Genomic DNA, 25,013 nt, shown 5'->3' on the forward strand with positions numbered 1-25,013 from the left:
GGTTTGGTTTTGCGTCCTTTTAGACTTGTTGTCACGGAGAAGGATAATGCGCAAATTCCAGGGTTCAACGAGAAGCCCCGAATTCATTCCAGTTGCCTCGATGCGCAGGGTCTTTTTTCATCCATCGCCGATCGGGGCGGCTTGCACGTGGTTCTTTTCGTCAAACTCACCCATGCGGGTGCGAACCGGATGTGAACCAGCCACCAGATGGTACAATCTGCGCCTGCCGCGCGTTGCGTTGATTGGCTGCTTGATGACTGGCGCCGCATACCCTGCCTTGGCGCAGACTGCCTGGACCGGCGCAGCAGGGAACGACGATTGGTTCGACGCCGGAAACTGGGACATGTCTACCGTGCCGGATGCCTCCACCTCTATCGAAGTCGACCCCGGCAACGCAGTGATTTCCGGCAACGCCGCTGAAGGCGACAATGTCTCTATAGGATCTGGAGGGACGGTGACCGTAACAGGAACAGGATCCACGTTGACGACCACGGAAACCCGTACGGATGGGGGAACGTTCACTATCGAGGATGGCGGCCTTGTCACCAACAGCAGCGGCGTCGTAGGTGGCATTGCTACTATCTCAGGCACCGACGCTGGCGGCAATGCATCAACCTGGATCAACAACGACTATTTCGCAGTTGGCGATGGCGGGGCCGGCACACTGAATATCCTCGACGGCGGCAAGGTTATCGTCAACACCGATGCTATCCTTGGCCAATTATTCCACGGCAATGCATTGGTCTCAGGGCCCGGGTCGTCCTGGGAAAATACCGGACGGCTGACCATCGACAACGGAAGTCTGCGTATCGAAGACGGCAGCAGTGTCTCGAACACATTGGGTATCGTCGGTGATTCAGACACTGGTGATGTAGTCGTGACTGGCCCAGGCTCGAGCTGGATCAACACGGGACAGCTGACGGTCGGGAGCTTCGCTACGGGTACTATGCGCGTCGAGAACGGCGCTGCCGTCATCAGCAACCAAGGCTATGTCGGCGCCAGCGTCGGCAGCGATGGAAGTGTCACCGTGACGGGGAATGGCTCCAGCTGGCAGGTGACGGATTTTAACCTCACCCTGGGGAATTTCGGCGTCGGCTCGATGACCATTGACGACGGGGGGCGGGTGTTCGCAAAGACCGGGGTTCGGCTTGGTGTTTCGGCAACTGATGCAATCGGAACGCTGAACATTAATGGCACGCCGGGTGCTCGCGGTGTATTGGAAACCGGTGGATTTCGGGGCGGCATGGGAACCGCCGATCTCACGCTCGATGGGGGCATCGTGCGAGCCATCGATGACAATGCCGCGTTCTTTTCCAACTATGGCACTCAGCAGGTGCAGTTGGGAGCTGGTGGCGGCATCATCGATACCGATGGCCATGACATCGGCATCGCTCCTGTAATTACCGGCGTCGGCCGCTTGACCAAGGACGGCCTGGGCACCCTCACCCTGACCGGCGAAAACATCTATGGTGGCAGCACTACCATCACCGCCGGCACGTTGCAGCTCGGTGAGGGCGGAACGACGGGCTCTATCCTTGGCGACGTGACCGATAACGGCATCCTGGCCTTCAACCGTTCGGATGTCGTGACGTTCGGCGGGACGATTTCGGGAATGGGGGGCGTCTATCAGATCGGCACGGGGCAGACTATCCTCACGGCCGACAGTTCAGGCCTCACCGGTGTTTCACAGGTCCAGAACGGCATCCTTTCGGTCAACGGCATTCTTGGCGGCGCGATGGAAGTCAGAGGCGGGCGGCTTCAGGGCATCGGCCAGGTAGGAGACACCACCAACTTTGCCGGCGGCGTGATCGCACCCGGCAATTCCATAGGCACGCTGACTGTTTCCGGCAATTATATCGGCAATGGCGGTACCCTGGAAATCGAGACGGTGCTGGGGAATGACAGTTCGGCCACAGACAAATTGGTCGTCACCGGAAACACGTCCGGCAACACCAATGTTCACGTGATCAATCTTGGCGGTCTCGGCGAGCAAACTAGCGAAGGCATCAAGATCGTCGATGTCGGCGGAACCTCGGGCGGAGGCTTCACGCTTTTGGGCAGTTACACGTTCGAGGGCGATCCGGCCGTGGTCGCAGGCGCCTATGCCTATCGCCTCTACCAGGGGGGTGTGAGCACTCCCGCCGACGGTGACTGGTATCTCCGTACGGCGCTTCTGAATTCCGGCAGTCCCTGGACCCCGCTCTACCAGGCGGGCGCTCCCGTCTACGAGGCCTATGCCGGGGTGTTGCAGAGCTTCAACGAGCCCGACACGCTGCAACAGCGTCTCGGCAACCGCTCGTGGTCCGACGGCGCGGTCGCGGTGAACACGCCGCCCAATGCCGACAGTGCCGGAATCGGGATGTGGGGGCGAATCTTGGGCCGCCGTACCAGCATCAATCCGAGGGACTCGACGACCGGGGCCAACTATGACGCAGACATCTGGCAATTTCAGGTGGGGGCCGACGGACAGTTCTATTCCGGAGATGCGGGCGATCTGATTGGCGGTCTCTCGGTGCGCTACGGTACAATTTCCGCCGGTGTGTCTTCGATTTTTGGCGACGGTTCGATTAGCAGCACTGGCTATGGTCTGGGCGGATCGATGACCTGGTACGGGAAAACCGGCTTTTATCTCGATGCTCAGTCGAACGCCACCTGGTACGACAGCGACCTTTCCTCTTCCACCGCCGGTACCAGCCTGATTTCGGGCAATAATGGCTTCGGCTATGCATTCGGACTGGAGGCAGGACAACAGATTGCGCTCGGCGCCAACTGGTCAGTTACCCCACAGGCACAGCTGAGCTATTCGGCAGTCAACTACAACGACTTCACCGACCCCTTCGGCGGTGCGGTTTCCCTGACGGACGCACATAAGCTCAGGGGGCGTCTAGGGATCTCTGCCGACTACGAGGACAGCTGGGCCGACAGAACGGGCCAGACAAGCCGTCTCCATGCCTATGGCATTGCGAACCTCTACTACGACTTACAGTCGAACTCGGATGTCAGGCTTTCCGGTGTCAAGTTCACTACCGAGCAGGACCCGCTCTGGGGTGGCCTCGGTCTTGGGGGCACTTACAACTGGGGCAATGATAAATATGCCCTTTATGGCGAGGCCACGGTCGACACTAGTCTGAACAATTTCGGGGACAGCTATACCCTGACTGGAAGAATTGGTCTGAATGTCAAATTCTAGGCTGCAAGGGCTCGGTGCGGAGATAAAACCTCCTGAGCGGCAATACGAAACTGTGAAACGAAGGTGCAACAGCCTCAGGCCATCAACGCCACCAATACCCCACAGCAGCGATGCTGCCGACACCAGCACCGAGGTCTTGCAATTGAAAACTCGCAAGATTGGGAGCATTTCCTCTGCTTGGCGTAGGATTTCGCCCCCTCCCGCAAACGACCCCAGCATGTTCAATTCTGTCGATCTCACGCCGCTCCGGGATTTGGACCCCGAAGCCGAGCGTTTCATTGTCGAATAGGTCCAGGACGCGCATCGCAACATGCGCTTCGACATCATAGTACAAGTTCCAGGCAGGAAGCCGGAGCCGAGGCAGTCCAGACGATGCAACAGGCTGTTCGATACGATTTCAAGGATCGCATCGCTCGTACCAGCCGGGAACAGCGCGAGCCTCTTCGGAAAGGTCGGCGTGCACTTCTTGTCGGAGTTCTGACCTGCTACTGAGAATTGCGGCAAGCCAGCTCATTATGAACATGCGGGCCCGGCGACGCTGACCAGAATTTTCAGCAAAAGTCTCCTCATTTCGGCTGGATCGCGCATTGGCGACCACTCGAAATCTTCTTCGATTCGGCGCCGCTTGTCGCAGCGTTTGGCAACAGCCCAGGTAAAGGTCGTTTCAGTGTGAGGTGCGGCTAACATCGGGCTCCAGCCCGGGAAAACAGCGCCCGTCAACCTACTATCAGAAAATTCTGATGACTCATTTCATTACGTCCTCCTTTCGGGAGATTGACTTGTGACAAACGCAAACATCGCGGTTGCCGCTAACTTGTCTGCGTGGAACCTGAAGATTGTGTTGGGAGCGTCCGTCATGAAAATTCTGATCGCAGCATTGATCGCCTGCTCGGCAATGGGATGCACACAGACAACTCGATATGTGACCGTGCCCGGTCACGCTTACAAAACCGATCCTGCCTGCAAGCGCAGTCAACCTCCGTCCAAGTTCGACGAGCGTTGCGATTGCCCAAAGCTTGGCATCAAGAACTTCACACCTCCCAACGGCTGCTGGGGCGCATAGGGCCGGCGCAAGCAGGCAAACCTCGCCAGGCTCCTGCGGACACTATGATCTGACGTCATGCTTGAGCAAGGCCACGGCCAGATCACAGATGCGGATCATGTTGGAGTACCGAACCTTTTCGTTGAGCGTAATGTCCACCTGCGGATCATCAAGCGAAGGTGCGCTGAAAATGTGCTCGCCATCTTCAATCTCCTGTAGTCTCCGCCGAAAACGCTCTAACTGCGTTGCAACAAATTCATATTGCTGCTCATGATTGGGATTATTCATACGTGCCTCCGCTCGCTTTCCCCCTGTATTCGGAAAGAGCCGTACTGCTTTAATAGTATCTCGAAGCTGATCTTGAATTTTGTTATTATATCTCTGAACGCCTGATGATGCGACAAAAATGCTGCATATGGGAATAACGTGGATCCAAGAATATGCTTAGCACCGGCTAGCGGTGGATCGCAATTTCGCAGAAAAATACAATGTGGGCAAATGCTTGAAAGCCTTCTTCAGTTCTGGCATCTATGATTTAGCGCACACGGTTTAGGACACTATTATTCAGATAAGGAAGTACGCTCTGCTAACGTCAATACTATTTTAGCAAATTACATTGTGTTAGCGCGGAGCCAATGCCTCACGCGAGCAATTCGGACCGGCCGCTGTCGTTGCAGCACGCGCTGCACCGACACGCCCAGGATATTTACCGCGAGGTCTTCGCACGTTCCGGGCCTACGCTTGGGATGCGCGTCAAGAAGACGTTGCACACCGAATTGCGTAGGTTGCCCTCCAGCGGTCCTAAGATCGGCGACATGTGGACAGCCCGTTAAGAGACACTCGTTTTCGACGCAACTTTGGTGAACGGGAATTTGACATGGCGCAATTCCCGTCCGCTAAAGTTACCGCAATATGTGTCGGCGGCGGGAGAACGGCCTCTTCGGAGCTTGTCGCGCTCGGCGCAGAAAGATGGCTGACTATGGCACATGAGAGATCTGTGGCTTTGAGCGCTCGCGATTTGACAAAGACCTATAATACGGGTGCGACGGAAGTGAGGGCACTGAACCACGTGGACCTTGATCTTTATCAGGGTGAACTGGTTGTGCTTCTCGGACCGTCTGGCAGCGGCAAATCGACCCTGCTTAACATCCTGGGCGGCCTGGACAAGCCGACTGCTGGAGAAGTGCTTTTCCGAGATCACGATCTCACCAAGGCGAGTGATCGGGAACTCAACCTCTACCGGCGGGACCATGTCGGCTTCGTATTCCAGTTCTACAATCTAATTCCGAGCCTTACTGCGCGGGAAAACGTCGCTCTGGTCACCGAGATCGCGCCCAACCCAATGTCGCCCTCTGATGCCCTAAACCTTGTCGGCCTGCATGATCGGCAGAACCATTTTCCAGCACAGCTCTCAGGCGGCGAGCAGCAGCGGGTGGCGATCGCCAGGGCAATCGCGAAGCGACCGGATCTCCTGTTCTGCGATGAGCCAACAGGTGCACTCGACAGCAAGACCGGCATTCTGGTGCTCGATGCCATTCTGCGCATCAACAGGGAAATGGGGACAACCACGGCGCTGATCACGCATAACGCCGGAATTGCGGATGTGGCAAACCGCGTGATTTTCTTCGCCGATGGACGGATCGTCAACATAAAGGTCAACGAGACGCAACGCTCGACATCAGAACTCGCGTGGTGAGCCATGCGCAGCCTTGATCGAAAACTTCTGAGGGATTTGTGGCGGCTTAGGATGCAGGTTCTAGCGATCGCTCTTGTTGTCGCGTCCGGCACTGCTCTCCTGGTCATGGCGCTGACAACGATCCAGGCGCTACAGGAAACCACTGCCGCCTACTATGAGCGCGCACGGTTCGCCGAGATTTTTGCGCAAGCGAAGCGGGCACCGGAGCGCCTTCTCCGGGACATTACGAGCATCCCTGATGTGGCGAATGCGGAAAGTCGGGTCGTGCACGGCGCCATTCTCGATATCCGGGATTTCAATGAGCCGGTCATCGGCCAGTTTATCTCGCTTCCCGAATACGGGCCGCAACTGCACAACATGCTGGTGCTTCGCTCGGGACGTCTTCCCACAGCCGGCGCAGAGTACGAGGTTGTCGTCAACGAGCCCTTTGCAGATGCGCACGGCCTCGTTGCCGGTGATCACTTCGATGCCGTACTCGGTTCTCAAAAGCGGACCCTGAGAATTGTCGGTACCGCTCTAAGCCCGGAATTCGTCTATGCCATTGCTCCGGGCGGTTTGATGCCGGACGATAGACGCTTCGGGCTCGTCTGGATGGGCCGGGAACGCCTTGCAGCTGCACTGGACATGAAGCAATCCTTCAACAGCGTCACGCTGACGTTGCTCCGCGGAGCTGATCCGAGGGAGATCATCGCCCGTCTGGACACACTGCTTTTTCCCTATGGCGGCACGGGTGCCTACGCCCGGGAGGATCAGATTTCCAACTGGTTCCTGCAGAGCGAGATTCGTCAACAGATAAACATGTCGCGGATCATGCCGACAATTTTCCTCGCCGTCGCAGCTTTTCTGACCAACATGGTAATGGCCCGCCTTATTCAAACGGAAAGGCGAGAAATCGGTCTCCTGAAAGCATTTGGCTACAGTGACTGGGCCATCGGCTGGCACTACGCGAAGATGGTGTTGGTCATAGCCTCGATCGGCGTCCTTCTCGGCTGGGGGACGGGGGCGGTGCTGGGCCATTGGAACACCAGTCTCTATGCCAACTTCTATCGCTTCCCCTTTTTGCTTTACCGGCCCGGCCCACAGGCTTTTCTGACCTCCGCCGCCATCAGCCTCGCGGCCGCACTGGCCGGATCGCTAGCGGTGGTGATCAGGGTCATTCGGCTTCCGCCCGCAGCGGCGATGGCGCCGCCCAGCCCACCGGCATACGGTCGGGCGTCAGCGGCTTTCGATGTTCTCGACGAACCGACAAGGATAATCATGCGGCGGCTCATCCGGTGGCCGTTGCGCGCTGGGTTAACCACTTTGGGATTGGCGATGTCGGTCGCGGTGCTCGTGCTGGCTTTGCAATGGATGGATGCGATCAATCATCTTGCCCGCACAGTCTTCGAAACAGCGCAGCATCAGGACGCAACGGTCGCTTTCAGCGATTTCCGACCGGCGGGGGCCGAAATCAATTTCCGATACCTGCCGTCGGTGCTTGCCACCGAGCCTTACCGCAACGTGGCGGCGCAATTATCCAACGGTCATCGGGTCGAGCGTCAAGGAATTGTGGGGCTGCCGGAGGACGCGCGGCTCAGTCCGATCTACGACAATGTCGGAACGATTGTACGCCCTCGCAAGGATGGATTGGTGATGTCGACGAAGCTTGCCGAGCTTCTGCACGTCCAGGTCGGGGAAACGGCGCGAATACAGATACTGGAAGGAGCCCGCCCGACGCTCGACCTGCCGGTTGTCCAGACATTCGAGACCTACATCGGTACACCCGTCTACATGGAGATCGAGGCGCTGAACCGGTTGATGAGGGATGGAAGGGTTATTTCGGGCGTGCATGTCAGCCTTGATGACGCAACGCAGACTGAACTGTTGACACGGCTCAAGGAACTTCCAGGCATCACCGCTATCCTTTTCCGAAAGGCTGCTATGGACATGTTCTTTGCGACGATGGGCGAAACGATCGTGATCTTCATTGGCTTCTTTGTTACCTTCGCGGTGATCCTGTCCTTTGGTGTCAGCTACAATTCCATCCGTATCGCCCTTTCCGAGCGCTCTCGGGAGCTGGCGACGCTCGCCGTTCTCGGCTTCAGTGGGTGGGAGATCTCGTACATCTTGCTGGGGGAGATCGGGCTCCTGGCAATCGCCGCGATCCCGCTCGGTTGCCTGATCGGCTATCTGCTGTCCTGGTACATGGCTTCCGCCTTTGCGACCGAACTCTATCGGGTTCCCCTCATGGTCGAGGCGGCGACCTACGGCCAGGCCTCCATCATCACTGCCGCGACCGTGATCGCCTGCGCTGCTCTGGTTCGACGACGCCTGGACCGGCTGGACCTGATCGGCGTCCTGAAAACGAGGGAATAGTCTGGTGAACGTGGTCGGAAAACGCATCGTCATCTGGGGTAGCCTGTTCGCCGTCCTCTCGGGCGGAATTGGCTATTCCTTGCGGCCGCAACCAATCCCGGTCGACCTGGCAACGGTGCGCCGGGAGACCTTGAGAGTTGCCATCACAGACGAGGGTGAGACGCGCGTCCGCGATATCTACACACTCCATGCGCCGTTACGCGGGCATCTGCATCGCCTGACGGCGGAACCCGGCGATCCGGTACAGGCGGGCGAGACGACGCTGGCACGGATAGAGCCGGCCGCGCCCGATTTCCTCGATGTCCGCACCGAAGCCGCACAGCGGGCAGCCGTCGAGGCGGCGGCGGCGGCTCGTGAACTCGCTGTGGCAGAAATGGAGGGTGCAAAGGTCAACCTGGAATATGCCAAGGCAGAGCTTGCAAGGGCGCGACTACAGAGCGAACATCAGGCTATTTCGAAGCGAACACTCGAGGAGGCTGAGCGCATCTTCCGGGTTGCCGAAACCGCTCTCGCGACCACCGAGGCAGCACTGGAAGTGCGCGAATATGAATTTAACCGAGCCCGTTCGCAGCTTCTATCCCGCCAGGAGATCGACAGCCGTAGTGCTGCCTGCGAGTGCGTGCAGGTAAAGGCTCCGGTAGGCGGACTTGTTTTGCAGGTTCTCAGACGCAGTGAGGGCGTTGTTGAAGCCGGAACCCCCCTCGTTGCGATCGGCAATCCGCAAGATTTGGAGGTGGTGGTGGACCTCCTCTCCGAGGATGCCGTCACCATCAACGCGGGACAACGCGCGCTTGTCCACGACTGGGGAGGACCCGATCTCGAGGCCCGCGTCAAACGTATCGAGCCTTTTGGGCAGACCAAGGTTTCCGCCCTCGGTATCGAGGAGCAACGGGTCATGGTGGTTCTGGAGCTGGTCTCGCCACCGGAAAGCTGGCGCTCGCTCGGACACGGTTTCAGAGTGGATGTCGACGTGATCCTGTTCGAACGCGCTGTGCCCCAACTATCCCTCGGCGCCTTTTTTCGCGAAGGAGACGACTGGGCGGTGTTTGCCTCAGAGAACGGCCGCGCGCGGCGGCGCAAGGTTTCGGTCGGACATCGCAACACACGCGCCGTCGAGATTCTGTCCGGCCTTAACGAGGGAGATCAAGTCGTGCTTTATCCCAATAGCCAGATCGAGGACGGTTCGAGGATCGAGTTAAGAGGGCGCTGAACGCTAACGCCGCCGAGCATTCCTACCCTGGAGAGCGGCGACGAGCCGATGACCGGCGTACAACGGTCCTATCTAAAGACCCTGCCGACCAAGCACATCAGCTCGAAGCCTATGCTGTACGCTTCACCAAGGCGGAAGCATCCAAGAGAAATCGCGAAACTGAAGCCGTCGCTGCTTTTGGGATCGCCGCCGCCTTGCATTTATCAATTCGTGGGAGCCGGAGACCGAGATCTGAACCTCTTTGGGGTCAGAACAAGAGCAGTCCGAAATCGTACGCTAAGGCCGAACGGAACAGGAACGATGTTGTAGTTCGGACCTGCAGCATCCGATCTCTGTGGATTGCCATCGACATGCGCCAGTTTTGATTTCTCTGTCCGGCCCGACTCGACAACGCTCGACGTAGATTGGTCGTGAATGGAGTCGGGCGATGGCAAAGCGCAAGCTTCTCAAAGATCAAGATCGCCGGAGGCTTGTCGATATCCCAGTCGACGAGGACAGCTTAATCCGACACTATTCGTTGTCATTGGCGGATCGCCTGGAGATCGAACTGCGGAGACGTAATCACAATCGGCTCGGCTTTGCCATCCAGCTATGTCTAATGCGATACCCGGGTCGAGTGCTTGGAGCAGAAGAAACTCCGCCTCGCGCCATGCTGAGATATGTTGCTGATCAGATCGGCGACGCTCCAGACGAATTTGCCCTCTATGCACGCCGTGAAGAAACCCGTCGGGATCATATGGCGCGGCTAATGGTGTATCTGGATACGAGAAGCGCGACGCTGCAAGATCGCCGCGCCGCGCTATTGGCGGCAATTCAAGCGGCGACCATATCCGACGACGGTGCTGCGATAGCCAGTTCGGCTGTCGCCGCGTTTCGCGAACGCGGAGCTCTTCTGCCGGCGATCGACACGATCGAACGCATCGGCCTTGCCGGCCGTGCCATAGCCCGGCGCCGGGCAGAAAGAACCCTGATTGAAGACATCCCCCTCGATAGGCTTCAATCACTGGATAGGCTGTTAGAGGTTGACCCGTCGATCGGCCAGACGCGCTTTCATTGGCTGCGTTCGGCGCCAGAAGCGCCGGCTGCGTCGAACCTCGTCGGGCTGACCGAGCGGATAGCTTTTCTGCGGCGGCTGGAGATCGATCCGGAACTGCAGGCGCGCGTATCATCCGGACGGTGGGACCAGATGATCCGGGAGGGCAACGCAACGCCGGCCTGGCTTGCCAACGACTTCAACGCCAACCGTCGCCACGCTCTGATCGTGGCTCAAGTCATCAAGCTTTCCCAGAAGCTCACGGACGATGCGGTGACGATGTTCATCAAGCTGATGGGCAAGTTGTTCTCGCAAGCCAACAATCGAAAGAAGCAGCGACAGATGGACTGCAGAGCGAATACCGCCAAAGCGCTGCGCATGTTTCTGGATACGATCACCGCCCTGCAATCCGCCAACGACTATGGTCGGAACGCATTGGATGTTCTCGACCAAAGAGTCGGCTGGGACCGGCTGCTTCGGATGAAGCCTGAGCTTGAGTCGATGGTCGACGACAACGAGGCACCGCCGTTGACCGTGGCAGCCGAACAATACGCGACCGTCCACAAATACATTGGTGCATTCCTTCAGGCCTTCACGTTTCGCTCGGCGCATCGCCACGACCCGCTTCTGGCGGCAATTGCGCTGCTGAAACGGCTTTATGCCGAGAAGCGGCGGACACTCCCGGATCGCGTGCCGCTCACCCACCTCAGCCAAACTGATCGACGGCTTATCTTCGAACAAGGGAAACCCGATCGCCGTCTCTACGAGATCGCCACGCTAGCGGCTTTGCGAGACCGGCTTAGATCTGCGGACATTTGGGTCGACGGCAGCCGATCTTTCCGGCCGATTGACGAGCATCTGATGCCGCGGTCGACATTCATCACGATGAAGGAAGAAGATCGTCTCGGTTTGGGTGTCCAAGGTGACGGCGCACAGTGGCTTGCCGAAGTCTGTCAGATGCTCGAGTTCAACCTGCAGCGTCTCGCGCACAGAGCACGATCCGGAAAGCTCGAAGGAGTTCGTCTTGAGGCCGGAACGTTGATCGTCACACCAACCGTCGGCGAAGTCCCCGTGGCAGCAGAGGAACTGAACGCCGAGATCAGCGACATGTATCCGTTGGTCGAGGTTCCCGACTTGTTAAGGGAAGTGCATGAATGGACCGGCTTTGCGGATCACTTCACGCATGTTCGCACCGGCGACATCCCGAAAAATGTCTCTGCCATGCTCGCTGGTGTACTGGCCGATGCGACGAACCTCGGCCCGAAGCGAATGGCGGGCGCATCCAAGGGGATCAGCGCTCACCAGATTGGGTGGATGCGTACATTCCATGCTCGATCCGAAACATATCGTGCTGCGCAAGCATCTATTACCGATGCACATAGCCGCCATCCGCATTCCCGCCTTTGGGGCAACGGCACGACATCTTCGTCAGATGGCCAATTCTTCCGAGTGAGCGACCGAGCCGCAAAGCGTGGCGACATCAATTTGCATTACGGCAGCGAGCCTGGATCGAAATTCTATAGCCATCTGTCAGATCAATATGGCTACTTTAGCATTTTGCCCATCAGTCCGACCGAGAGCGAGGCGGCCTATGTGCTCGATGGGCTCTTCGATCAGGACACGGCCCTCGACATCCATGAACACTTTACCGACACGGGCGGTGCCAGTGATCATATCTTCGGGCTGTTCGCCTTGATCGGAAAGCGGTTCTCACCGCGACTGCGCAATCTCAAAGATCGGAAGTTCCACACGTTCGAGAAGAGCGATGCATATCCGACCCTGTCGAACCATATCGGGGCGCCGATCAACACCACCCTGATTCTCGACCATTGGGACGATCTGCTCCATCTCGCGGCGTCGATCACCACGCGGTCCGTGGTGCCGTCTACGATCCTCAAGAAACTGGCCGCATCTCCGAAGCAAAGCCATCTCGCGAGGGCGCTCCGCGAACTCGGTCGGATTGAGCGTTCGCTCTTCATGATCGAATGGTACTCAAGCCCGGCACTACGGCGGAGATGCCAAGCCGGTCTCAACAAGGGCGAGGCCGCGCATAAGCTGAAACGCGCTGTCTTCTTCCACGAGCGAGGCGAAATCCGTGACCGGTCGTTCGAAAGTCAAGCATTCCGCGCCTCGGGGCTCAATCTCGTCGTCAGTGCGATCGTGCATTGGAATACGGTCTATCTTGATCGCGCGGTCACACAGCTGAAACGAGTAGGACGAGACATTCCTGACGCTCTGTTGAAGCACATCTCACCGCTCAGTTGGGAACACATCAACCTTACCGGCATCTACACCTGGGATGCGGAACATCAGATGCCGAACGGATTTAGATCGCTCCGTCTGCCAACTGGGCTGCAGCGGGTCGCATAAGTTCTCATTCCGTTCGCCCTTAGCGTACGATTTCGCACTGCTCTTGTTCTGACCCCAGATAGCGTTTTCAACCTCAACCACGTTTGCCCCAGGGGTCGCGACGGCGCACCATGGAGCCGCCGGATAGTCGTCGGCGTAGGCAATGGAACTGTAATCCGACGATCCAAGTTCAGCACGGCCGATATCACCGATGCGAGTAATGCGTCCCTGACCATCGTTCTTGACGATGATATCGCCGAACTGTTCCGTCGTCTTAAGACGGCCGAGCGCTTCCACATTGATCTGGTAAGCTGCGTCGGTCGTTATAGGTGGCGCATTAAGCACTCCTCCTGAGACCTGCGCATTTTGTGCGCGAAGCGACTCTACAATATCATTCGCGGTGATGCTTCTGGCGGCAGCCTTGCCGGGATCGATCCAAATTCGCATGGCGTACTGGCGTTCACCGAAAACTTGGAAATCTGCTACGCCTGGCAATCGCGCTACCTGGTCACGCAGTTTTAGCATGTAGTTTGAGATGTATTCGACGCTTCTCGTTCCATCTGGTGAGTATAGATGCACGCACAGGAGCAAAGCTTGGATAGTTTTCTTGACTTGCACACCTTGCGCCTGAACTTCTACCGGCAGCCTCGACAAGGTATCCTGGACGCGGCTTTGTGTTAACAGCAACGCAGTGTTAGGATCGGTCCCGATCTTGAAAATGACGCTAGCTGTCAGTTGCCCGTTTCCGGTCGACTGGCTACTGATGTAGTCCATTCCTTCCACCCCGTTGATCGCTTGTTCAAGTGGAGTTGCCACCGTGCGGGAAACAACCTCCGCAGATGCTCCTGGATAGCGGGTGGACACCTGAATGGTCGGTGGGACGATGTCGGGATATTGTGCAACGGGCAGAAAGGACGCGGCAGCAGCACCGAATATCACGATAAAAACGTTGATGACAACCGCGAACCGCGGATGATCAATAAAGAAGTGAGAGAGTTTCATTTGCGCAAGGCCTCCATGTCCTCGGCTTAGTCACTCAAAGACGTGAGGAACTTGTTTCGACCGGGGAGTAACAACGGAACCTGTGCGGATCGTTGGTAGTCCGTCGATAACCACGTTATCACTTGGCTCTAGACCGGAGCGGATCACCCGCAAACCTTCCCACATATCGCCGATGTCAACTCGCCTCGACCTCACGACATTATCTTTATCGACTGTCCAAACGACGTGTTCTGATTGGTCAGGCATCACCGCTGAGTCGGGCACTAGAAGGGCGGGAGCTACTTGAGAAACGGCTAGCCTGAGACGCGCAAACCCACCGGGCGTCAATAGGCCATCTGGATTATCAACGGTGGCACGGGCATGTATCGTTCCACTTGAACGGTCTAGAACATTGTCAACAAAATCTAACATTCCGACGTGTTCGAGACCCTCCTCATCCGCCAGAGCGAACTTCACCTTACCGACCAGCGAACCAGTCTGCTTCCGCCGTTCACGCTGAAACGCGAGGTAATCGTTCTCGCTCATATCAAAATTAAGAAAGAGCTTGTCGGTTGAAACGATCCTCGCCAACAAAGTCGTCCCGTTCGTGGACGCTCGGCTACCTGCGATAAGATTGCCTTCCGAAACAAGGTGGGTGCCGATACGGCCGGTAAACGGCGCGGCAATGCGGGTCCGATCGAGATCAAACTGGGCATCGCGGATCCCGGCTTCTGCAGAGTCAAATGCCGCTTGTGCCGACCTCTGTTCCGCGGCCCTTTGGTCTGCATTTTGGGTTGTCCCGCCCCCAGCCCTCTGCAGGGCACTAGCGCGAGTCAGTTCGATGTTTGCGAGTTCCAGGCGTGTGCGTGCTAAGCCTAGAGCCGCGGTAGCTTCACTGAACCTAATTTCGTAGGGGGTAGGGTCGATCTGAAAAAGTAGGCTACCCTTCTGAACGATCTCTCCATCCTTGAAACCAATCTGGGTCAAAATGCCCCCAACTTGAGCTCGAATTTCGACCTCTCGGCTCGGCGAAAATTGACCGAGTAATGTCAGTCGCTTGTTGATGTCGAGTTCGATAGGAGGACTGACAGTAACCTCGACAGGTTGTGGAACGGGTGCCGCCTCGGTTTCTTGAGGTGCCATGTGCAAACTTAAGGCAATCCCACCGATCAGTGCTGAGCTAGCGATTAACAAAGCACTCGAGATCTTCGAAGATCGGGGCCCTGGCTTATTGCAAGTGTTCGATTTGCGGTTGGTGTCGATCATTTGAGCGCATCCCGCAACAGCGTCAACGGCTCGGGCGAATTTGAAAGCGGCATTGCAAATCTCCATCGGCGGACATTGGTCCTGAATTCGGTTGCGACAGGCGGTCTGACGGAGCACCATCATTAGGCGATATGAGGTGAGGGATAAACAGGATGCATTTCCGAACATTGCGGACAAAAAGGATGCCAACCATTCAAGCGCCGTTAGTTCGTTACTTTCGAACGAGCGTTTTAATTATGACCGCCTTTAAGGATCTGGGTCAGTTACTCATGCTTTTGCCATATGATTGCCAAGACAGCGGACGACGCCCTATCGAACGGCGAAGCTGGCATGCTCGACCAGCACTTCCATTTACCGAGTGGTTTAACGACGAAGGGCTTGGTTCAGGCGAGCAGGCTGACCCCAATCCGTAAGTCTCTGACTAGACTGGCTCATCGGCGATCACACGAACTGCTCTGGCAGAACGAAAATTGAAGTTTTTGATGTCCCGCGCTGATCAAAATTTGAATGAAAATCATTGTCAATAAACCGACAATGTCTACGATGTCATTCAGTGATCAATGTCAGAACTGTGCCCTGGAGACGAAACATGATTGTGCGCGATTTACAGGACCTAGCCCAGAGTGATCGGCACGTGCTTACCCCTGACTGGGAGAGCACGCGTCTCATCGTAAAGTCGGACGAGATGGGCTATTCTGTGCATCATACTGTGATCCCAGCGGGGCATGAGGTTCGTTGCCACTATCAACATCACTTCGAAACAAACTATGTGATCGCGGGCAGGGGAGAGGTCTATCACGTCGAGAGCAACAAGACGTATCCTCTAGGCGTGGGCTCCGTCTACGCCCTCGATAAACATGACGAGCATATCGTGCGGGCCATAGATACAGATTTACACCTTGTATGCGTATTCAACCCGGCAATCATGGGAAATGAAACCCATAACGCTAATGGAGGTTACGATTCGCCGGTTGAGACCGTGGATGGGCCGGTGCGCTAAGAGCCCGCAGCCGGCAGCGCCAAAACGGCTCAATGCCAGCGTCATAAAACGCTGGCATTGATTAATGGCCGGGACACTTCGTCAGTGGTAGCAACTGCCGACGATGCACGTTAGGTTCTCGGCGGCCTAATCCAAAGCAATAACGGCTTCGATTTCAACCATAGCACCGCGCGGCAGTGCGGACACTTCGTAGCAGGCGCGTGCTGGATAAGGAGCTTTGAATGCCCTGCCATAAACTTCATTGAAATCGTTGAAGCGTGAGAGATCGGTCACTAGTACGGTCGTCTTCACAGTCTTGGAAAGGCTCGTCCCGGCTGCAAGGGCGATAGCCTCGACATTTTCGAGGCATTGTTGCATCTGGTGGAGCATATCCTCCTGCATTTTTCCGGTCTTTGGGTCAATTGGTAACTGGCCAGATACGAAAAGGAGATTACCTGTCCGCACTGCCTGTGAATACGGGCCAACCGCTGCAGGGGCATTTTCTGTTGTTATCGCTTCCATTGTCATCCTTTCTGGATTTTTAGGTAAGATCTCTTTCGCCACTCCGGTGGGGTGCTGGCGCGGATGCTTTCGCTTGGGTGGCCCGATGTCGCCTGGATGTCCATACGGGGAAATCCCTTGCGCTTATCGTTCGGACTGCCAAAGACAAACGTCTGTGTCGCTTCTACGAGTTGTGGCGCATAAAGGCGCTATAACTTGGGGCATCAGGCTTAAGTTCCCCATTCTCATCCCAGTCTTCCCACCCATTGAATCGCAGTGGCTGGAGAGTATCAATGCGCTCGATGTAACGGCGAAGCTCGTCTTTGTAGGCGTTGAGCCGTTCGCTTTCTGCTGAGATCCCCGCGTAACGGATCGCCGCCGCGACACCGTAGGCGGCGAAGTGAGGGAGGACGGTGTAACCCATGTAGTGCAATGTGAAATGTAGAGGCCAGAGGATCAGATCAATATCGCCATTCCGTCCTCTCGGGCTGAACGTCGATTCCGGTCCGCCAGCTGTTACCGAGACCATGGCTCGCCGCCCGGCAAAAACCCCTTCATTGTATCGCCGCCGGCTCGTGAAAAGACCGTACACGAGAACCCGATCGATCCATCCCTTAAGGATTGCCGGCATCGAGAACCACCAAATCGGGAACTGGAAGATCACTAGGTCGGCAGAAAGCAGTTTATCGAGCTCGGCTTGCACGTCCGGGCTCGATAATCCGCCTTCGTAGGCATGACGCTGCTCTGTTTGCACATCGAACACATCGGGTCGCTTGCGGTGTTGAAAGTGCTTGGCTCCCTCTACCGGGTCGAAGCCCATTGAATAGAGGTCTGAAGCCTCCACTTGGGCGCCCTGTCGAATAAGCTCGGCAATCATTGTGTCCTTGAGCTGCCCGTTAAAGGACTTTGGCTCCGGGTGCGCATATACTATGAGAGCTTTCATTCCATTCCCTCCCTTGCGGTATAGTTATTCGTTCCTCAAAAGATCGCTGTTCATTACGGCGCCTTTTTCGGAAGCGTCCGCGCAGCTCGACGTTGAGGTGGCTTTCGGTGATCTCTGATCGAAATCAACGACTGCGATCAAGGCAAACTTCGATCACTAAAGTTGCGACGACGTCGCAGGTCAGCCTGCGTCGTATCCGCCGTCTGGATTATGGCGCTCGGCTCCGGCCAAAGCGGGGTTGAAAACGCATATGAGGTGGAGTGTACCTTTCGTCGCACGGAGCACATGCTCATCGTGTTTGTTGAGCGCGTACATCGTGCCAATCCGGATCTGATGAACTGCCCCGGTCTCAACGTCCAACACTTCACCTTCTCCGGCAATGCAGTAGTTGGTTTCCAGGTGATCCTTATAGTGGCAGGGTATTTCTGTCCCTTCCTGCACCAGCGTGTGATGGACAGAATAGCCCATTCCATCGGCCTTAATGATCAGCCGTGTGCTCGTGAATTTGTCGGTTGACACGAACTGTTCTGTGTTCCTCAAGTCGTCTATGTGACGTACAATCATTGGCTTACTCCATGTCCTCACCTGATCCTCGAAATGTCGCCTCGAGCGCTCTCGAGACCTTGAGCAGTCGTCGATCCTCTCCCTTTCGCCCGGTGACCATCAGGCCGATTGCCTTCGTGGGATCAGGTGCGATGGTCACGCTGGGAGCGTCTACTCTGTTGGCGATTTCGGTCAGTTGAAACGACAACCGATTGAAGCGTGGATACGCTTCGTCCGTCTCCGCCTCCTGAAAGCGGGGCGGCAGAATTGGGATCGTCGGTGTCAATAGACCATCAAAATTTGCCAGCCGATGATGATAGTGTTCGCTGAGCTCAGAAAGTTTCTGAAGCGCGGACAGGTAGTCGCTAGCGCGGACGTCGGCCCCGAGCGCAATTCTCGGCCCAACTCGTCGGTCGTAAAGGTGCGCCGATCGCTCCAGCAACGGGGCATGCCACGCATAACCTTCAGCAATGATTATACCGCCGTGGACGGCAATCTGCCCGTAGGTTCTCAACTCGGGGAAATCCAGTTCGACGAGCACCGCCCCTGCTTGCTTGAGCGAAAGAAGCGCATCCGCGAAAGCGGTCGCGACCTCCTGATCCGCGCCTTCCTGAAAAATATCTTTTGGGACGAGAAAACGCATACCCTCGAGTGGCAGCGCCTCGGTGAAATAAGTCTCGCCTGTAATGATCTCATCTACGCGCTGAAGTGTCGTTACGTCACGAGCAATGAAACCGGGAACGTCGAAGCTCGGCGCGAGGAAAAGCATGCCGCTTCGATCGTACCTGTGGTGGCTCGGTTTGAAACCGGCTAGACCGCAAAAGGCAGCAGGTATTCGAATGGAACCACTGGTGTCGCTTCCGAGCGCCACATCAGCAAAGCCGAGGGCAACCGAGACTGCTCCTCCCGATGTTGAGCCGCCAGCGATACGCTCACGTTTGGGATCGAGCGGTGACCGTGGTGTTCCAAAGTTGGTATTGATGCCCAGAGCACCGAACGCAAATTCGGTCATGTTCGCCTGATTGACCACTACAGCTCCGTTCTGTCGGAGCTTCATAACCAGGCCACTGTCAGCCTCTGCGGCTTTTTCGGCCTCAAGTACCCGCGAGGCGGCTGTCGTGACCCAGCCTTGAACGTCGAAGCATGCTTTGACACTTAACGAGATCGGAAGTCGCGGTGCAGATCCCGATGATGCAAGCGTTTCCCAAGCTTCAGCTTCGGACAATGCCGCGTCATCTCTTCTTTGAAGAACAGCTAGCTTTGCGTCGTCAGCGAGCTCATTCATCAGTTCTAGCTGCGCACGAATTCGCTGATGAAATCCTGTGGTGGTGAGCGGCTGGAGCGTCTGCATTGTTATCTCCTGGTCAGGCGAGGTGGACGGCACGAAGGAAAGCGCGCGTTCGCTCGTTTTTTGGCTGCGAAAGAAGGGCTTCCGGTCCGCCTTCCTCCACGACGCAGCCACCCTCCATGAAACAGACGCGGTCGGCGATGGCACGCGCAACTCCCATCTGATGGGTGACGACAAGAACGGTTAGGTCACGCGCGCTGGCCAAATCGCGCATTACACCCAGGACCTCGCCCACCAATTCGGGGTCGAGAGCGGACGTTGCTTCGTCAAACAGCATGACTTTCGGCTCGAGGGCCATCGCCCTGGCGATTGCAACACGCTGCTGTTGACCTCCAGAGAGCGTCGATGGGTAATTCGAAAGCTTCTCAGACAGTCCGACCTGAGCCAATAAGGCTGCCGCTCGCGCCTCGGACTCTTTTTTCGACAGGCCTAACACATGCCTTGGCGCGGCTGCGACATTCCCCAGAGCCGTCAAATTTGGGAACAGGTTGAAGTTCTGGAAGACCATCCCGACCAGTGACCTCATATCCCGAAGATGTCGCCGCGTGGGCTTAACTAAGTGTCGGCCGTGGTTCACTTCCCAGAGAGGTTTCCCATCAATTGAGACCTTGCCATGGTCAATATCCTGCAACGCCATGATGATACGAAGAAGCGTCGACTTGCCCGATCCGCTTGGACCGATGATCGCGACCTTCTCTCCCCTCATGACTCTAAAATTAAAGTCATTGAGAATGACGGTTTTTCCGAAGCTCTTGCAGACATTCTCAAAGGTGATCATTTCTGTCATCTGAATCTCCCGAGATGGTTCCGCAGTAGGTGGATAAACCCTGCGGCGACCGCGCTCATGATGAGGTAGCCTATCGCTGCCATAGTTATTGGCTCGACGTAGCGGAAAGATTGTGATCCCGCGTCGTTAGCCTCGAACATCATCTCCGGCACCGTAATCGCTGCTAGAATGGGCGTGTCTTTGAGCATCGTGATGAAGGTGTTTCCCAGCGCTGGAATCAGAGGAATGATCGCCTGGGGTAGGATAAGGTAACGAAGTGCTGCGTAGCGCGAGAACCTTAAGCTCTCGACGGCATCCCATTGTCCGCGAGGCACGCTGTCAAAGCCTGCACGATAGGCTTCCGCAACATAGGCGCCGTGATAAAGCCCAAGGGCGATGATGCCGGTGGTCACCGGCTGCAGGACGAGCCCAACCTCGGGCAGGACGAAAAACAGAAAGTAGACTTGGATAAGGAGCGGTGTCGAGCGCAATATTTCGATCAGGCTCTTACCAATCAGGGCAATCGGCCGGGATGATGATCGATACAGACCACACAGAATGGCTCCTACCGCCAGCGAAGCCAGAAATCCACCAATAGTCGCACTAAACGTGACGACGGCGCCTCTTAACAAGGCGGGCAGGACTTCAAGCGCAAAGTCCCAAGAAAAGATCTCCATTACTTCACTCCTTCCGCTATGCGTCCTCGGGAGAGTGAGGTCTCAATCCGCTTCATCACGGTCGAGGTGATCAGGGAAATCACCAAGTAAATCGCCAACGTTGTGAGGAGAACGCTCCCGGAGCTATAGCTCTTGGTAATGACCGCCTTCGCCTGGAAAGTAAGGTCAGGGATCGTGATTAGCGAGACAAGCGATGTCGCCTTGATCAGCTCGATCAACAGGTTGGTGAACAACGGCATCATCATGATGAGTGCTTCTGGCAGCACCACGATACGCATTGTCTGAAACCAGCTGAAATTGAGGGCAGCAGCAGCATCGAGCTGCCCCTTCGGAACTGCCTCAATGCAGGCACGAACCACTTCAGCACCATATGCTCCAAAGCACAGTCCGAGACCGAGCACAGCACATTGCGTTGGCGTAAGATCGACGCCCATATACGGAAGCACGTAAAACAACCAAAATAGTTGTGCCAGCGCAGACGTGCCGCGGAAAAACTCGATATAAACTGAAGCCGATATTCGTATCGCCGGGTTACGTGAATATCGTGCGATGCCGAAAAACATCGACAAAACTAATGCCAAGGAAGCCGACATCATCGACAGCTTTAGCGTCCACCATAGTCCGACTAGTAGATCAAACCGGTATTGCCAAATAAGTGCCATTCTCCAACTCCGCAAATTTCTCCTGGGATATGCGCGAGTGAGTAGTCAGTTCCAAAGCTTGAACTGTTGGGTGATCCTGCTCATTGATGTAGCCAATTGCACCGCCAACCGATCGTCGGACTGAACGTGTCGGCGGGAATTTTTGGACAATGTGAGTAGATTCGCTTTCATGGCGTACGTTCCCCATGCCTTAAATGACATTTGGACGAACCATACACTTTGCATGATTTATTGCAATAGATTGTATGGCTTTTTGTGTGTTAGGATTGAGCAACGGTCATACAGGTATCCAGGCTGTGTCGGCCTTTCATCGTCCTGATCATGTCTTGTCCGTCTTCTTTCCTGCGTTTATGGTGCTTTGATAAGCCGGAGTCGCAATGAATAACGTCAAAGATTACATGGGAAGTGGTGGCCAATGGGTTCCTCGGCTGGAGAGAGGATCATCCTCCAAACATCAAGCAATCTTTGATGCACTAGTTGCAGATATCGCCAATGGGCAGTTGCGCCTTGGAGATCGTTTGCCGCCGCAAAGGGCGATTGCGGCCGCTCTTGGCGTTGATTTGACCACCGTCACGAAAGCTTTTTCCAAAGCGCGAACCGATGGAATCATTCGGGCAACAACTGGACGTGGATCATTCGTTGCTATAGGCGCGGTCGACGAAAGCCGTGGGCCATATGCGAACTTCGTATCGCATGACCTGAGCAGAAATAGCCCCCCCAGACTGGCGAAAATTGATCAGGCATTGGCAAAAGAAGTTGATACCGCCCTGTCTCTTGGGACGCTTGCGGGTGTGCTGAATTATCAAGATACCGGAGGTAACTGGGCGAACCGCGCAGCCGGAGCCAACTGGCTGGCGAAGCGGCAGATCGCCAGTTCTCCAGAACGGATCGTATTAACATCTGGTGCCCAAAGCGCGTTGTTTGCGGTATGCCACCTGGTTACCAAGAAGAGCAACCATGTCTGCGTAGGTCGATTTGCGTATCCAGGGATACATACGGTGGCCTTCCAACAAAGACTCCAGCTCGTGCCCCTTGCGATGGATGGAGAAGGCATCTCTCCTGAGGCGTTCGAGGACGCGTGCCAACGTGCTCCTATCGCAGCGCTATATATCACGCCAACTTTGGATAATCCGACGACGGCGACTTTGCCTAGCGACCGTCGTCAGCAGATTGCCCGCATCGCCCGCCAGTATTCCGTCGCGGTAATCGAGGACGACCCATATCACGACCTGATACCGGGCGCCCCCTCCCCGATCGCCGCGATTGCGCCAGATGTTACTTGGTACGTCGCGACCCTCTCGAAGTGTCTTAGCCCAGCACTGCGCCTTGGATTTGTATCTGTCCCCAGCGCTGAGGCAAGCACCCAAATCGCGGCGACCTTACAAGCTATGACGATGATGGCATCGCCATTGTTCGCTTCGATTGCATCGCGATGGATTTATTCCGGATTCTTGCGTGAAGCTGCGGACGAACTCATGCATGAGAATGAAGAACGTCAGAAAATTGCAGCTCGTCTGCTGTATGATCAGCAGTATGAAACTAACAGGCATGGATCGCATTTATGGCTAAAGTTGCCGGAACCGTGGAGGGCAACTGACTTCACCAACCAATGTGAACGATTGGGTGTGATCACGCTCGGGAGTTCGAGCTTGTCGGTGAATTCCCCATTCGTGGAAGCTGTAAGGATTTCTGTTGGCGCGGCCTCGTCACAAGAATCTCTTCGGGACGCTTTGACAATCCTCCGCTCTGTAATTGTTGGCGGGCAGTCAAATGCAAACAGGGCCATGGTATGATCGTGATAGAACAAGGGAGCTGTTTCTGGCTCCCTTGTTTATATGATGCTCCATCAATCGACGATAAAGCTCTTTGCACCTTTGTCTGTGTATGAGCGATGCGCAGCATCACCGAAATCGGAGACCTCGTAACTCATGCCTGGAGTGAAGTGAAATTCACGTCCGTCCTTGAGCTCAATTGTGATTTCCCCCTCTAGGATATAGACGACATGGCCTCTGTCGCACCAGTGGTCGGCCTTGTATCCAGGAGAATATTCAATGATACGAACCCGAAGGTCCTCATTGTTGAATGTCCTCCAGTCGCAGTAACCGGTTTCACCCGGATGGCGGACAGGTTCCACTTTGGCCCAATCAATGGAATTAAACGACAGCGCCGGAATTTTCATTTTCGCTCCTTGGATAGCTACGGCATCACGCGCCACGCTTCAAATTTATTTGCAAAGATCCGCAGTGGTTGGGCTGCCTGAGGGGATGTCTTCTTTCGTGAAGCCGTAAGGCTCACCAATTTTCAGGACCTCACCGGACTTCAAAATCGAAAGAAGGTGCTTGTCGAATTCAGTCACGAAGTCTTTGTCTTCGAGACGGAACGCGTAACTTCCGATTCCCTGCACAGTCTTCCCGTCGATAATCGCCTGCTGGAAAGGCATAGCACGCTCTATCGTCGGATCATTTGCGGTCTTTAACGTGGACTGAGTGGTGACAGCGGGATTCAAGAACGCATCGACGCGGCCAGTCTTAACGGCTGCCAACAGAGAAACGATGTCGGGAAGAGTAACCAATTGCTCTTTCGTGACGCCCATTGCAATCGCGTGATCGGCGATCGGGCCACCTCCGACGAGGTAGCCGATCTTCAACAATGGATTCTTTGCTACGTCCTGGAAGCTGTGAATGCCTTTCGGATTTCCTGCTTTGACGATCAGCCCGTCATTGACGAAGTGTGTAGGCTCCGCGAAAGCGACGAGCTTGCAACGATCTGGCCTGATATAAAGGTCGGAGGCGATGATATCAAAGCGCTTCGCCTGCAAACCAGGAATGAGCGCGCCGAATTGTGTCGGCACCGCTTCCAACTTCGCATTAATGTTCATTTTCGAGAGAACCGCCTTGAGGAGATCAACCTCATACCCGGTCAATTGACCGTTCGGTCCAGTTACGATGAAAGGCTCCTGCTCGGCGAAACCGACACGAATTGCCTTGCCCGCTTTGGCGTCTTCCATCAGTCCCGCTGACGCGACCCCAACCGTCGATGCAAGTAGGCCGAGAGCAAGAATGGTTGTTCTAAGCATTATATTCCCCTTTTCTTAGTGAAGAATTCAACCATACACTCTGCATGAGGTTGTTCAAGACAATGTATGCCATGTTTGTGCGATTTTTTTGCCTGCCCATCATACAAACGTCGGGTAACGCTGATGTCCCAGTGATTTGGTTGCTTCAACCACACCCATCAGCAGGTGCCGCAGTTTCTGCGGGTTAGTTCCCTTCCCACTTGCCGTCGTTCCAGGCGTGTAGAAGCCCATGGTGGAGTCACCCGCACCGCAGGTGACATAGCCACGTTCCTCGACGGTTTCGAGCGTCGATTTGGCTTCGGCCGCACTCACCATGGCGGCGAGGGCGGAGGCGGCCAGAAGGCCGGTTTTCCAGGCTGATATAGACATGCGCGTGTTCCCTTTTTATTGTTTTCA

Annotated in this window: 22 protein-coding genes; 9 read left to right on the forward strand and 13 right to left on the reverse strand. The window is 55.9% G+C overall.

The features are described 5' to 3' along the window. Nucleotides 1-46: 46 nt before the first annotated feature. Nucleotides 47-3,190, forward strand: coding sequence for an autotransporter outer membrane beta-barrel domain-containing protein (locus J2857_RS25980; protein ID WP_245363840.1), 3,144 nt, complete (start codon nt 47-49; stop codon nt 3,188-3,190). A gap of 856 nt (nt 3,191-4,046) precedes the next feature. After that, on the forward strand, nt 4,047-4,253 hold the full coding sequence (locus tag J2857_RS25985) for a hypothetical protein (protein WP_210012942.1): 207 nt from the start codon (nt 4,047-4,049) through the stop codon (nt 4,251-4,253). 42 nt (nt 4,254-4,295) lie between these two features. On the opposite strand, the gene J2857_RS25990 is transcribed toward J2857_RS25985, so the two are convergent. Continuing rightward, on the reverse strand, nt 4,296-4,520 hold the full coding sequence (locus J2857_RS25990; protein WP_210012943.1) for a hypothetical protein: 225 nt from the start codon (nt 4,518-4,520) through the stop codon (nt 4,296-4,298). A 691-nt stretch (nt 4,521-5,211) separates the two neighbouring features. Here J2857_RS25990 and J2857_RS25995 point away from each other — a divergent pair. The 5 genes from J2857_RS25995 to J2857_RS26015 all read left to right on the forward strand — a co-directional run bounded on the left by J2857_RS25995 (nt 5,212) and on the right by J2857_RS26015 (nt 12,896). Continuing rightward, nucleotides 5,212-5,928 carry an ABC transporter ATP-binding protein gene (locus tag J2857_RS25995; RefSeq protein ID WP_210013062.1) on the forward strand — a complete coding sequence of 239 codons (717 nt, stop codon included), beginning with the start codon at nt 5,212-5,214 and terminating at the stop codon, nt 5,926-5,928. A 3-nt stretch (nt 5,929-5,931) separates the two neighbouring features. Beyond that, nucleotides 5,932-8,283, forward strand: a complete 2,352-nt coding sequence (locus J2857_RS26000) for an ABC transporter permease (RefSeq protein WP_210012944.1) — start codon at nt 5,932-5,934, stop codon at nt 8,281-8,283. A 4-nt stretch (nt 8,284-8,287) separates the two neighbouring features. Further along, nucleotides 8,288-9,493 (forward strand): efflux RND transporter periplasmic adaptor subunit, encoded by a 1,206-nt coding sequence (locus J2857_RS26005; RefSeq protein WP_210012945.1) that lies wholly within the window; start codon nt 8,288-8,290, stop codon nt 9,491-9,493. Between the two features lie 48 nt (nt 9,494-9,541). Beyond that, nucleotides 9,542-9,802 (forward strand): hypothetical protein, encoded by a 261-nt coding sequence (locus tag J2857_RS31565; protein WP_210012946.1) that lies wholly within the window; start codon nt 9,542-9,544, stop codon nt 9,800-9,802. Between the two features lie 118 nt (nt 9,803-9,920). Further along, the gene (locus J2857_RS26015) at nt 9,921-12,896 is read left to right on the forward strand and encodes a Tn3 family transposase (RefSeq protein WP_210012947.1); all 2,976 of its coding nucleotides are present in this window, start codon (nt 9,921-9,923) and stop codon (nt 12,894-12,896) included. On the opposite strand, the gene J2857_RS26020 is transcribed toward J2857_RS26015, so the two are convergent. Together J2857_RS26020 and J2857_RS26025 are read right to left on the reverse strand one after the other, a co-directional pair. Next, nucleotides 12,777-13,877 carry an efflux RND transporter permease subunit gene (locus tag J2857_RS26020; protein WP_210012948.1) on the reverse strand — a complete coding sequence of 367 codons (1,101 nt, stop codon included), beginning with the start codon at nt 13,875-13,877 and terminating at the stop codon, nt 12,777-12,779. The genes J2857_RS26015 and J2857_RS26020 overlap by 120 nt on opposite strands. A gap of 30 nt (nt 13,878-13,907) precedes the next feature. Continuing rightward, nucleotides 13,908-15,122: an efflux RND transporter periplasmic adaptor subunit gene (locus J2857_RS26025; RefSeq protein ID WP_210012949.1), complete on the reverse strand. Its 1,215-nt coding sequence runs from the start codon at nt 15,120-15,122 to the stop codon at nt 13,908-13,910. A gap of 589 nt (nt 15,123-15,711) precedes the next feature. Here J2857_RS26025 and J2857_RS26030 point away from each other — a divergent pair. After that, the gene (locus J2857_RS26030; protein WP_210012950.1) at nt 15,712-16,122 is read left to right on the forward strand and encodes an ectoine synthase; all 411 of its coding nucleotides are present in this window, start codon (nt 15,712-15,714) and stop codon (nt 16,120-16,122) included. A gap of 126 nt (nt 16,123-16,248) precedes the next feature. Here J2857_RS26030 and J2857_RS26035 read toward each other — a convergent pair whose 3' ends face one another. The 7 genes from J2857_RS26035 to ehuC form a co-directional block, all read right to left on the reverse strand. Then, on the reverse strand, nt 16,249-16,623 hold the full coding sequence (locus tag J2857_RS26035; protein WP_210012951.1) for a RidA family protein: 375 nt from the start codon (nt 16,621-16,623) through the stop codon (nt 16,249-16,251). Between the two features lie 163 nt (nt 16,624-16,786). Beyond that, complete coding sequence (locus J2857_RS26040) at nt 16,787-17,545, reverse strand: NAD(P)H-dependent oxidoreductase (protein WP_210012952.1); 759 nt, start codon at nt 17,543-17,545, stop codon at nt 16,787-16,789. Nucleotides 17,546-17,725: 180 nt separating this feature from the next. Continuing rightward, nucleotides 17,726-18,109: an ectoine synthase gene (locus J2857_RS26045; protein WP_210012953.1), complete on the reverse strand. Its 384-nt coding sequence runs from the start codon at nt 18,107-18,109 to the stop codon at nt 17,726-17,728. A gap of 4 nt (nt 18,110-18,113) precedes the next feature. After that, a complete protein-coding gene (locus tag J2857_RS26050) occupies nt 18,114-19,439 on the reverse strand; it encodes an amidase family protein (protein WP_210012954.1) in 1,326 nt (441 codons plus the stop codon). A 13-nt stretch (nt 19,440-19,452) separates the two neighbouring features. After that, nucleotides 19,453-20,223 carry an amino acid ABC transporter ATP-binding protein gene (locus J2857_RS26055; RefSeq protein ID WP_210012955.1) on the reverse strand — a complete coding sequence of 257 codons (771 nt, stop codon included), beginning with the start codon at nt 20,221-20,223 and terminating at the stop codon, nt 19,453-19,455. Then, a complete protein-coding gene (ehuD, locus tag J2857_RS26060; protein WP_210012956.1) occupies nt 20,220-20,879 on the reverse strand; it encodes an ectoine/hydroxyectoine ABC transporter permease subunit EhuD in 660 nt (219 codons plus the stop codon). The genes J2857_RS26055 and ehuD overlap by 4 nt, the downstream gene beginning before the upstream one ends. Beyond that, complete coding sequence (ehuC, locus tag J2857_RS26065) at nt 20,879-21,541, reverse strand: ectoine/hydroxyectoine ABC transporter permease subunit EhuC (protein WP_210012957.1); 663 nt, start codon at nt 21,539-21,541, stop codon at nt 20,879-20,881. The genes ehuD and ehuC overlap by 1 nt, the downstream gene beginning before the upstream one ends. 377 nt (nt 21,542-21,918) lie before the next feature. Between ehuC and J2857_RS26070 the strand changes: the two genes are divergently transcribed. Next, nucleotides 21,919-23,334, forward strand: coding sequence for a PLP-dependent aminotransferase family protein (locus J2857_RS26070; protein ID WP_210012958.1), 1,416 nt, complete (start codon nt 21,919-21,921; stop codon nt 23,332-23,334). Nucleotides 23,335-23,387: 53 nt separating this feature from the next. Here J2857_RS26070 and J2857_RS26075 read toward each other — a convergent pair whose 3' ends face one another. The 3 genes from J2857_RS26075 to J2857_RS26085 all read right to left on the reverse strand — a co-directional run bounded on the left by J2857_RS26075 (nt 23,388) and on the right by J2857_RS26085 (nt 24,986). Beyond that, nucleotides 23,388-23,720: a DHCW motif cupin fold protein gene (locus tag J2857_RS26075; RefSeq protein WP_210012959.1), complete on the reverse strand. Its 333-nt coding sequence runs from the start codon at nt 23,718-23,720 to the stop codon at nt 23,388-23,390. A gap of 45 nt (nt 23,721-23,765) precedes the next feature. After that, a complete protein-coding gene (gene ehuB / locus J2857_RS26080) occupies nt 23,766-24,617 on the reverse strand; it encodes an ectoine/hydroxyectoine ABC transporter substrate-binding protein EhuB (RefSeq protein WP_210012960.1) in 852 nt (283 codons plus the stop codon). 99 nt (nt 24,618-24,716) lie between these two features. Continuing rightward, nucleotides 24,717-24,986, reverse strand: a complete 270-nt coding sequence (locus J2857_RS26085; protein ID WP_210012961.1) for a hypothetical protein — start codon at nt 24,984-24,986, stop codon at nt 24,717-24,719. Nucleotides 24,987-25,013 lie beyond the last annotated feature (27 nt).

The sequence above is a fragment of the Neorhizobium galegae genome (genome assembly GCF_017877055.1).
GTDB classification, from domain to species: domain Bacteria; phylum Pseudomonadota; class Alphaproteobacteria; order Rhizobiales; family Rhizobiaceae; genus Neorhizobium; species Neorhizobium galegae_D.

Excerpts from the sequence above, each read along its gene's own strand:
- J2857_RS25980 (WP_245363840.1), top strand. The coding sequence starts at position 47 with ATGCGCAAATTCCAGGGTTCAACGAGAAGCCCCGAATTCATTCCAGTT.
- J2857_RS25985 (WP_210012942.1), top strand. The coding sequence starts at position 4,047 with ATGAAAATTCTGATCGCAGCATTGATCGCCTGCTCGGCAATGGGATGC.
- J2857_RS25990 (WP_210012943.1), bottom strand. The coding sequence starts at position 4,520 with ATGAATAATCCCAATCATGAGCAGCAATATGAATTTGTTGCAACGCAG.
- J2857_RS25995 (WP_210013062.1), top strand. The coding sequence starts at position 5,212 with ATGGCACATGAGAGATCTGTGGCTTTGAGCGCTCGCGATTTGACAAAG.
- J2857_RS26000 (WP_210012944.1), top strand. The coding sequence starts at position 5,932 with ATGCGCAGCCTTGATCGAAAACTTCTGAGGGATTTGTGGCGGCTTAGG.
- J2857_RS31565 (WP_210012946.1), top strand. The coding sequence starts at position 9,542 with ATGACCGGCGTACAACGGTCCTATCTAAAGACCCTGCCGACCAAGCAC.
- J2857_RS26015 (WP_210012947.1), top strand. The coding sequence starts at position 9,921 with ATGGCAAAGCGCAAGCTTCTCAAAGATCAAGATCGCCGGAGGCTTGTC.
- J2857_RS26020 (WP_210012948.1), bottom strand. The coding sequence starts at position 13,877 with ATGAAACTCTCTCACTTCTTTATTGATCATCCGCGGTTCGCGGTTGTC.
- J2857_RS26025 (WP_210012949.1), bottom strand. The coding sequence starts at position 15,122 with ATGATCGACACCAACCGCAAATCGAACACTTGCAATAAGCCAGGGCCC.
- J2857_RS26030 (WP_210012950.1), top strand. The coding sequence starts at position 15,712 with ATGATTGTGCGCGATTTACAGGACCTAGCCCAGAGTGATCGGCACGTG.
- J2857_RS26035 (WP_210012951.1), bottom strand. The coding sequence starts at position 16,623 with ATGGAAGCGATAACAACAGAAAATGCCCCTGCAGCGGTTGGCCCGTAT.
- J2857_RS26040 (WP_210012952.1), bottom strand. The coding sequence starts at position 17,545 with ATGAAAGCTCTCATAGTATATGCGCACCCGGAGCCAAAGTCCTTTAAC.
- J2857_RS26045 (WP_210012953.1), bottom strand. The coding sequence starts at position 18,109 with ATGATTGTACGTCACATAGACGACTTGAGGAACACAGAACAGTTCGTG.
- J2857_RS26050 (WP_210012954.1), bottom strand. The coding sequence starts at position 19,439 with ATGCAGACGCTCCAGCCGCTCACCACCACAGGATTTCATCAGCGAATT.
- J2857_RS26055 (WP_210012955.1), bottom strand. The coding sequence starts at position 20,223 with ATGACAGAAATGATCACCTTTGAGAATGTCTGCAAGAGCTTCGGAAAA.
- ehuD (WP_210012956.1), bottom strand. The coding sequence starts at position 20,879 with ATGGAGATCTTTTCTTGGGACTTTGCGCTTGAAGTCCTGCCCGCCTTG.
- ehuC (WP_210012957.1), bottom strand. The coding sequence starts at position 21,541 with ATGGCACTTATTTGGCAATACCGGTTTGATCTACTAGTCGGACTATGG.
- J2857_RS26070 (WP_210012958.1), top strand. The coding sequence starts at position 21,919 with ATGAATAACGTCAAAGATTACATGGGAAGTGGTGGCCAATGGGTTCCT.
- J2857_RS26075 (WP_210012959.1), bottom strand. The coding sequence starts at position 23,720 with ATGAAAATTCCGGCGCTGTCGTTTAATTCCATTGATTGGGCCAAAGTG.
- ehuB (WP_210012960.1), bottom strand. The coding sequence starts at position 24,617 with ATGCTTAGAACAACCATTCTTGCTCTCGGCCTACTTGCATCGACGGTT.
- J2857_RS26085 (WP_210012961.1), bottom strand. The coding sequence starts at position 24,986 with ATGTCTATATCAGCCTGGAAAACCGGCCTTCTGGCCGCCTCCGCCCTC.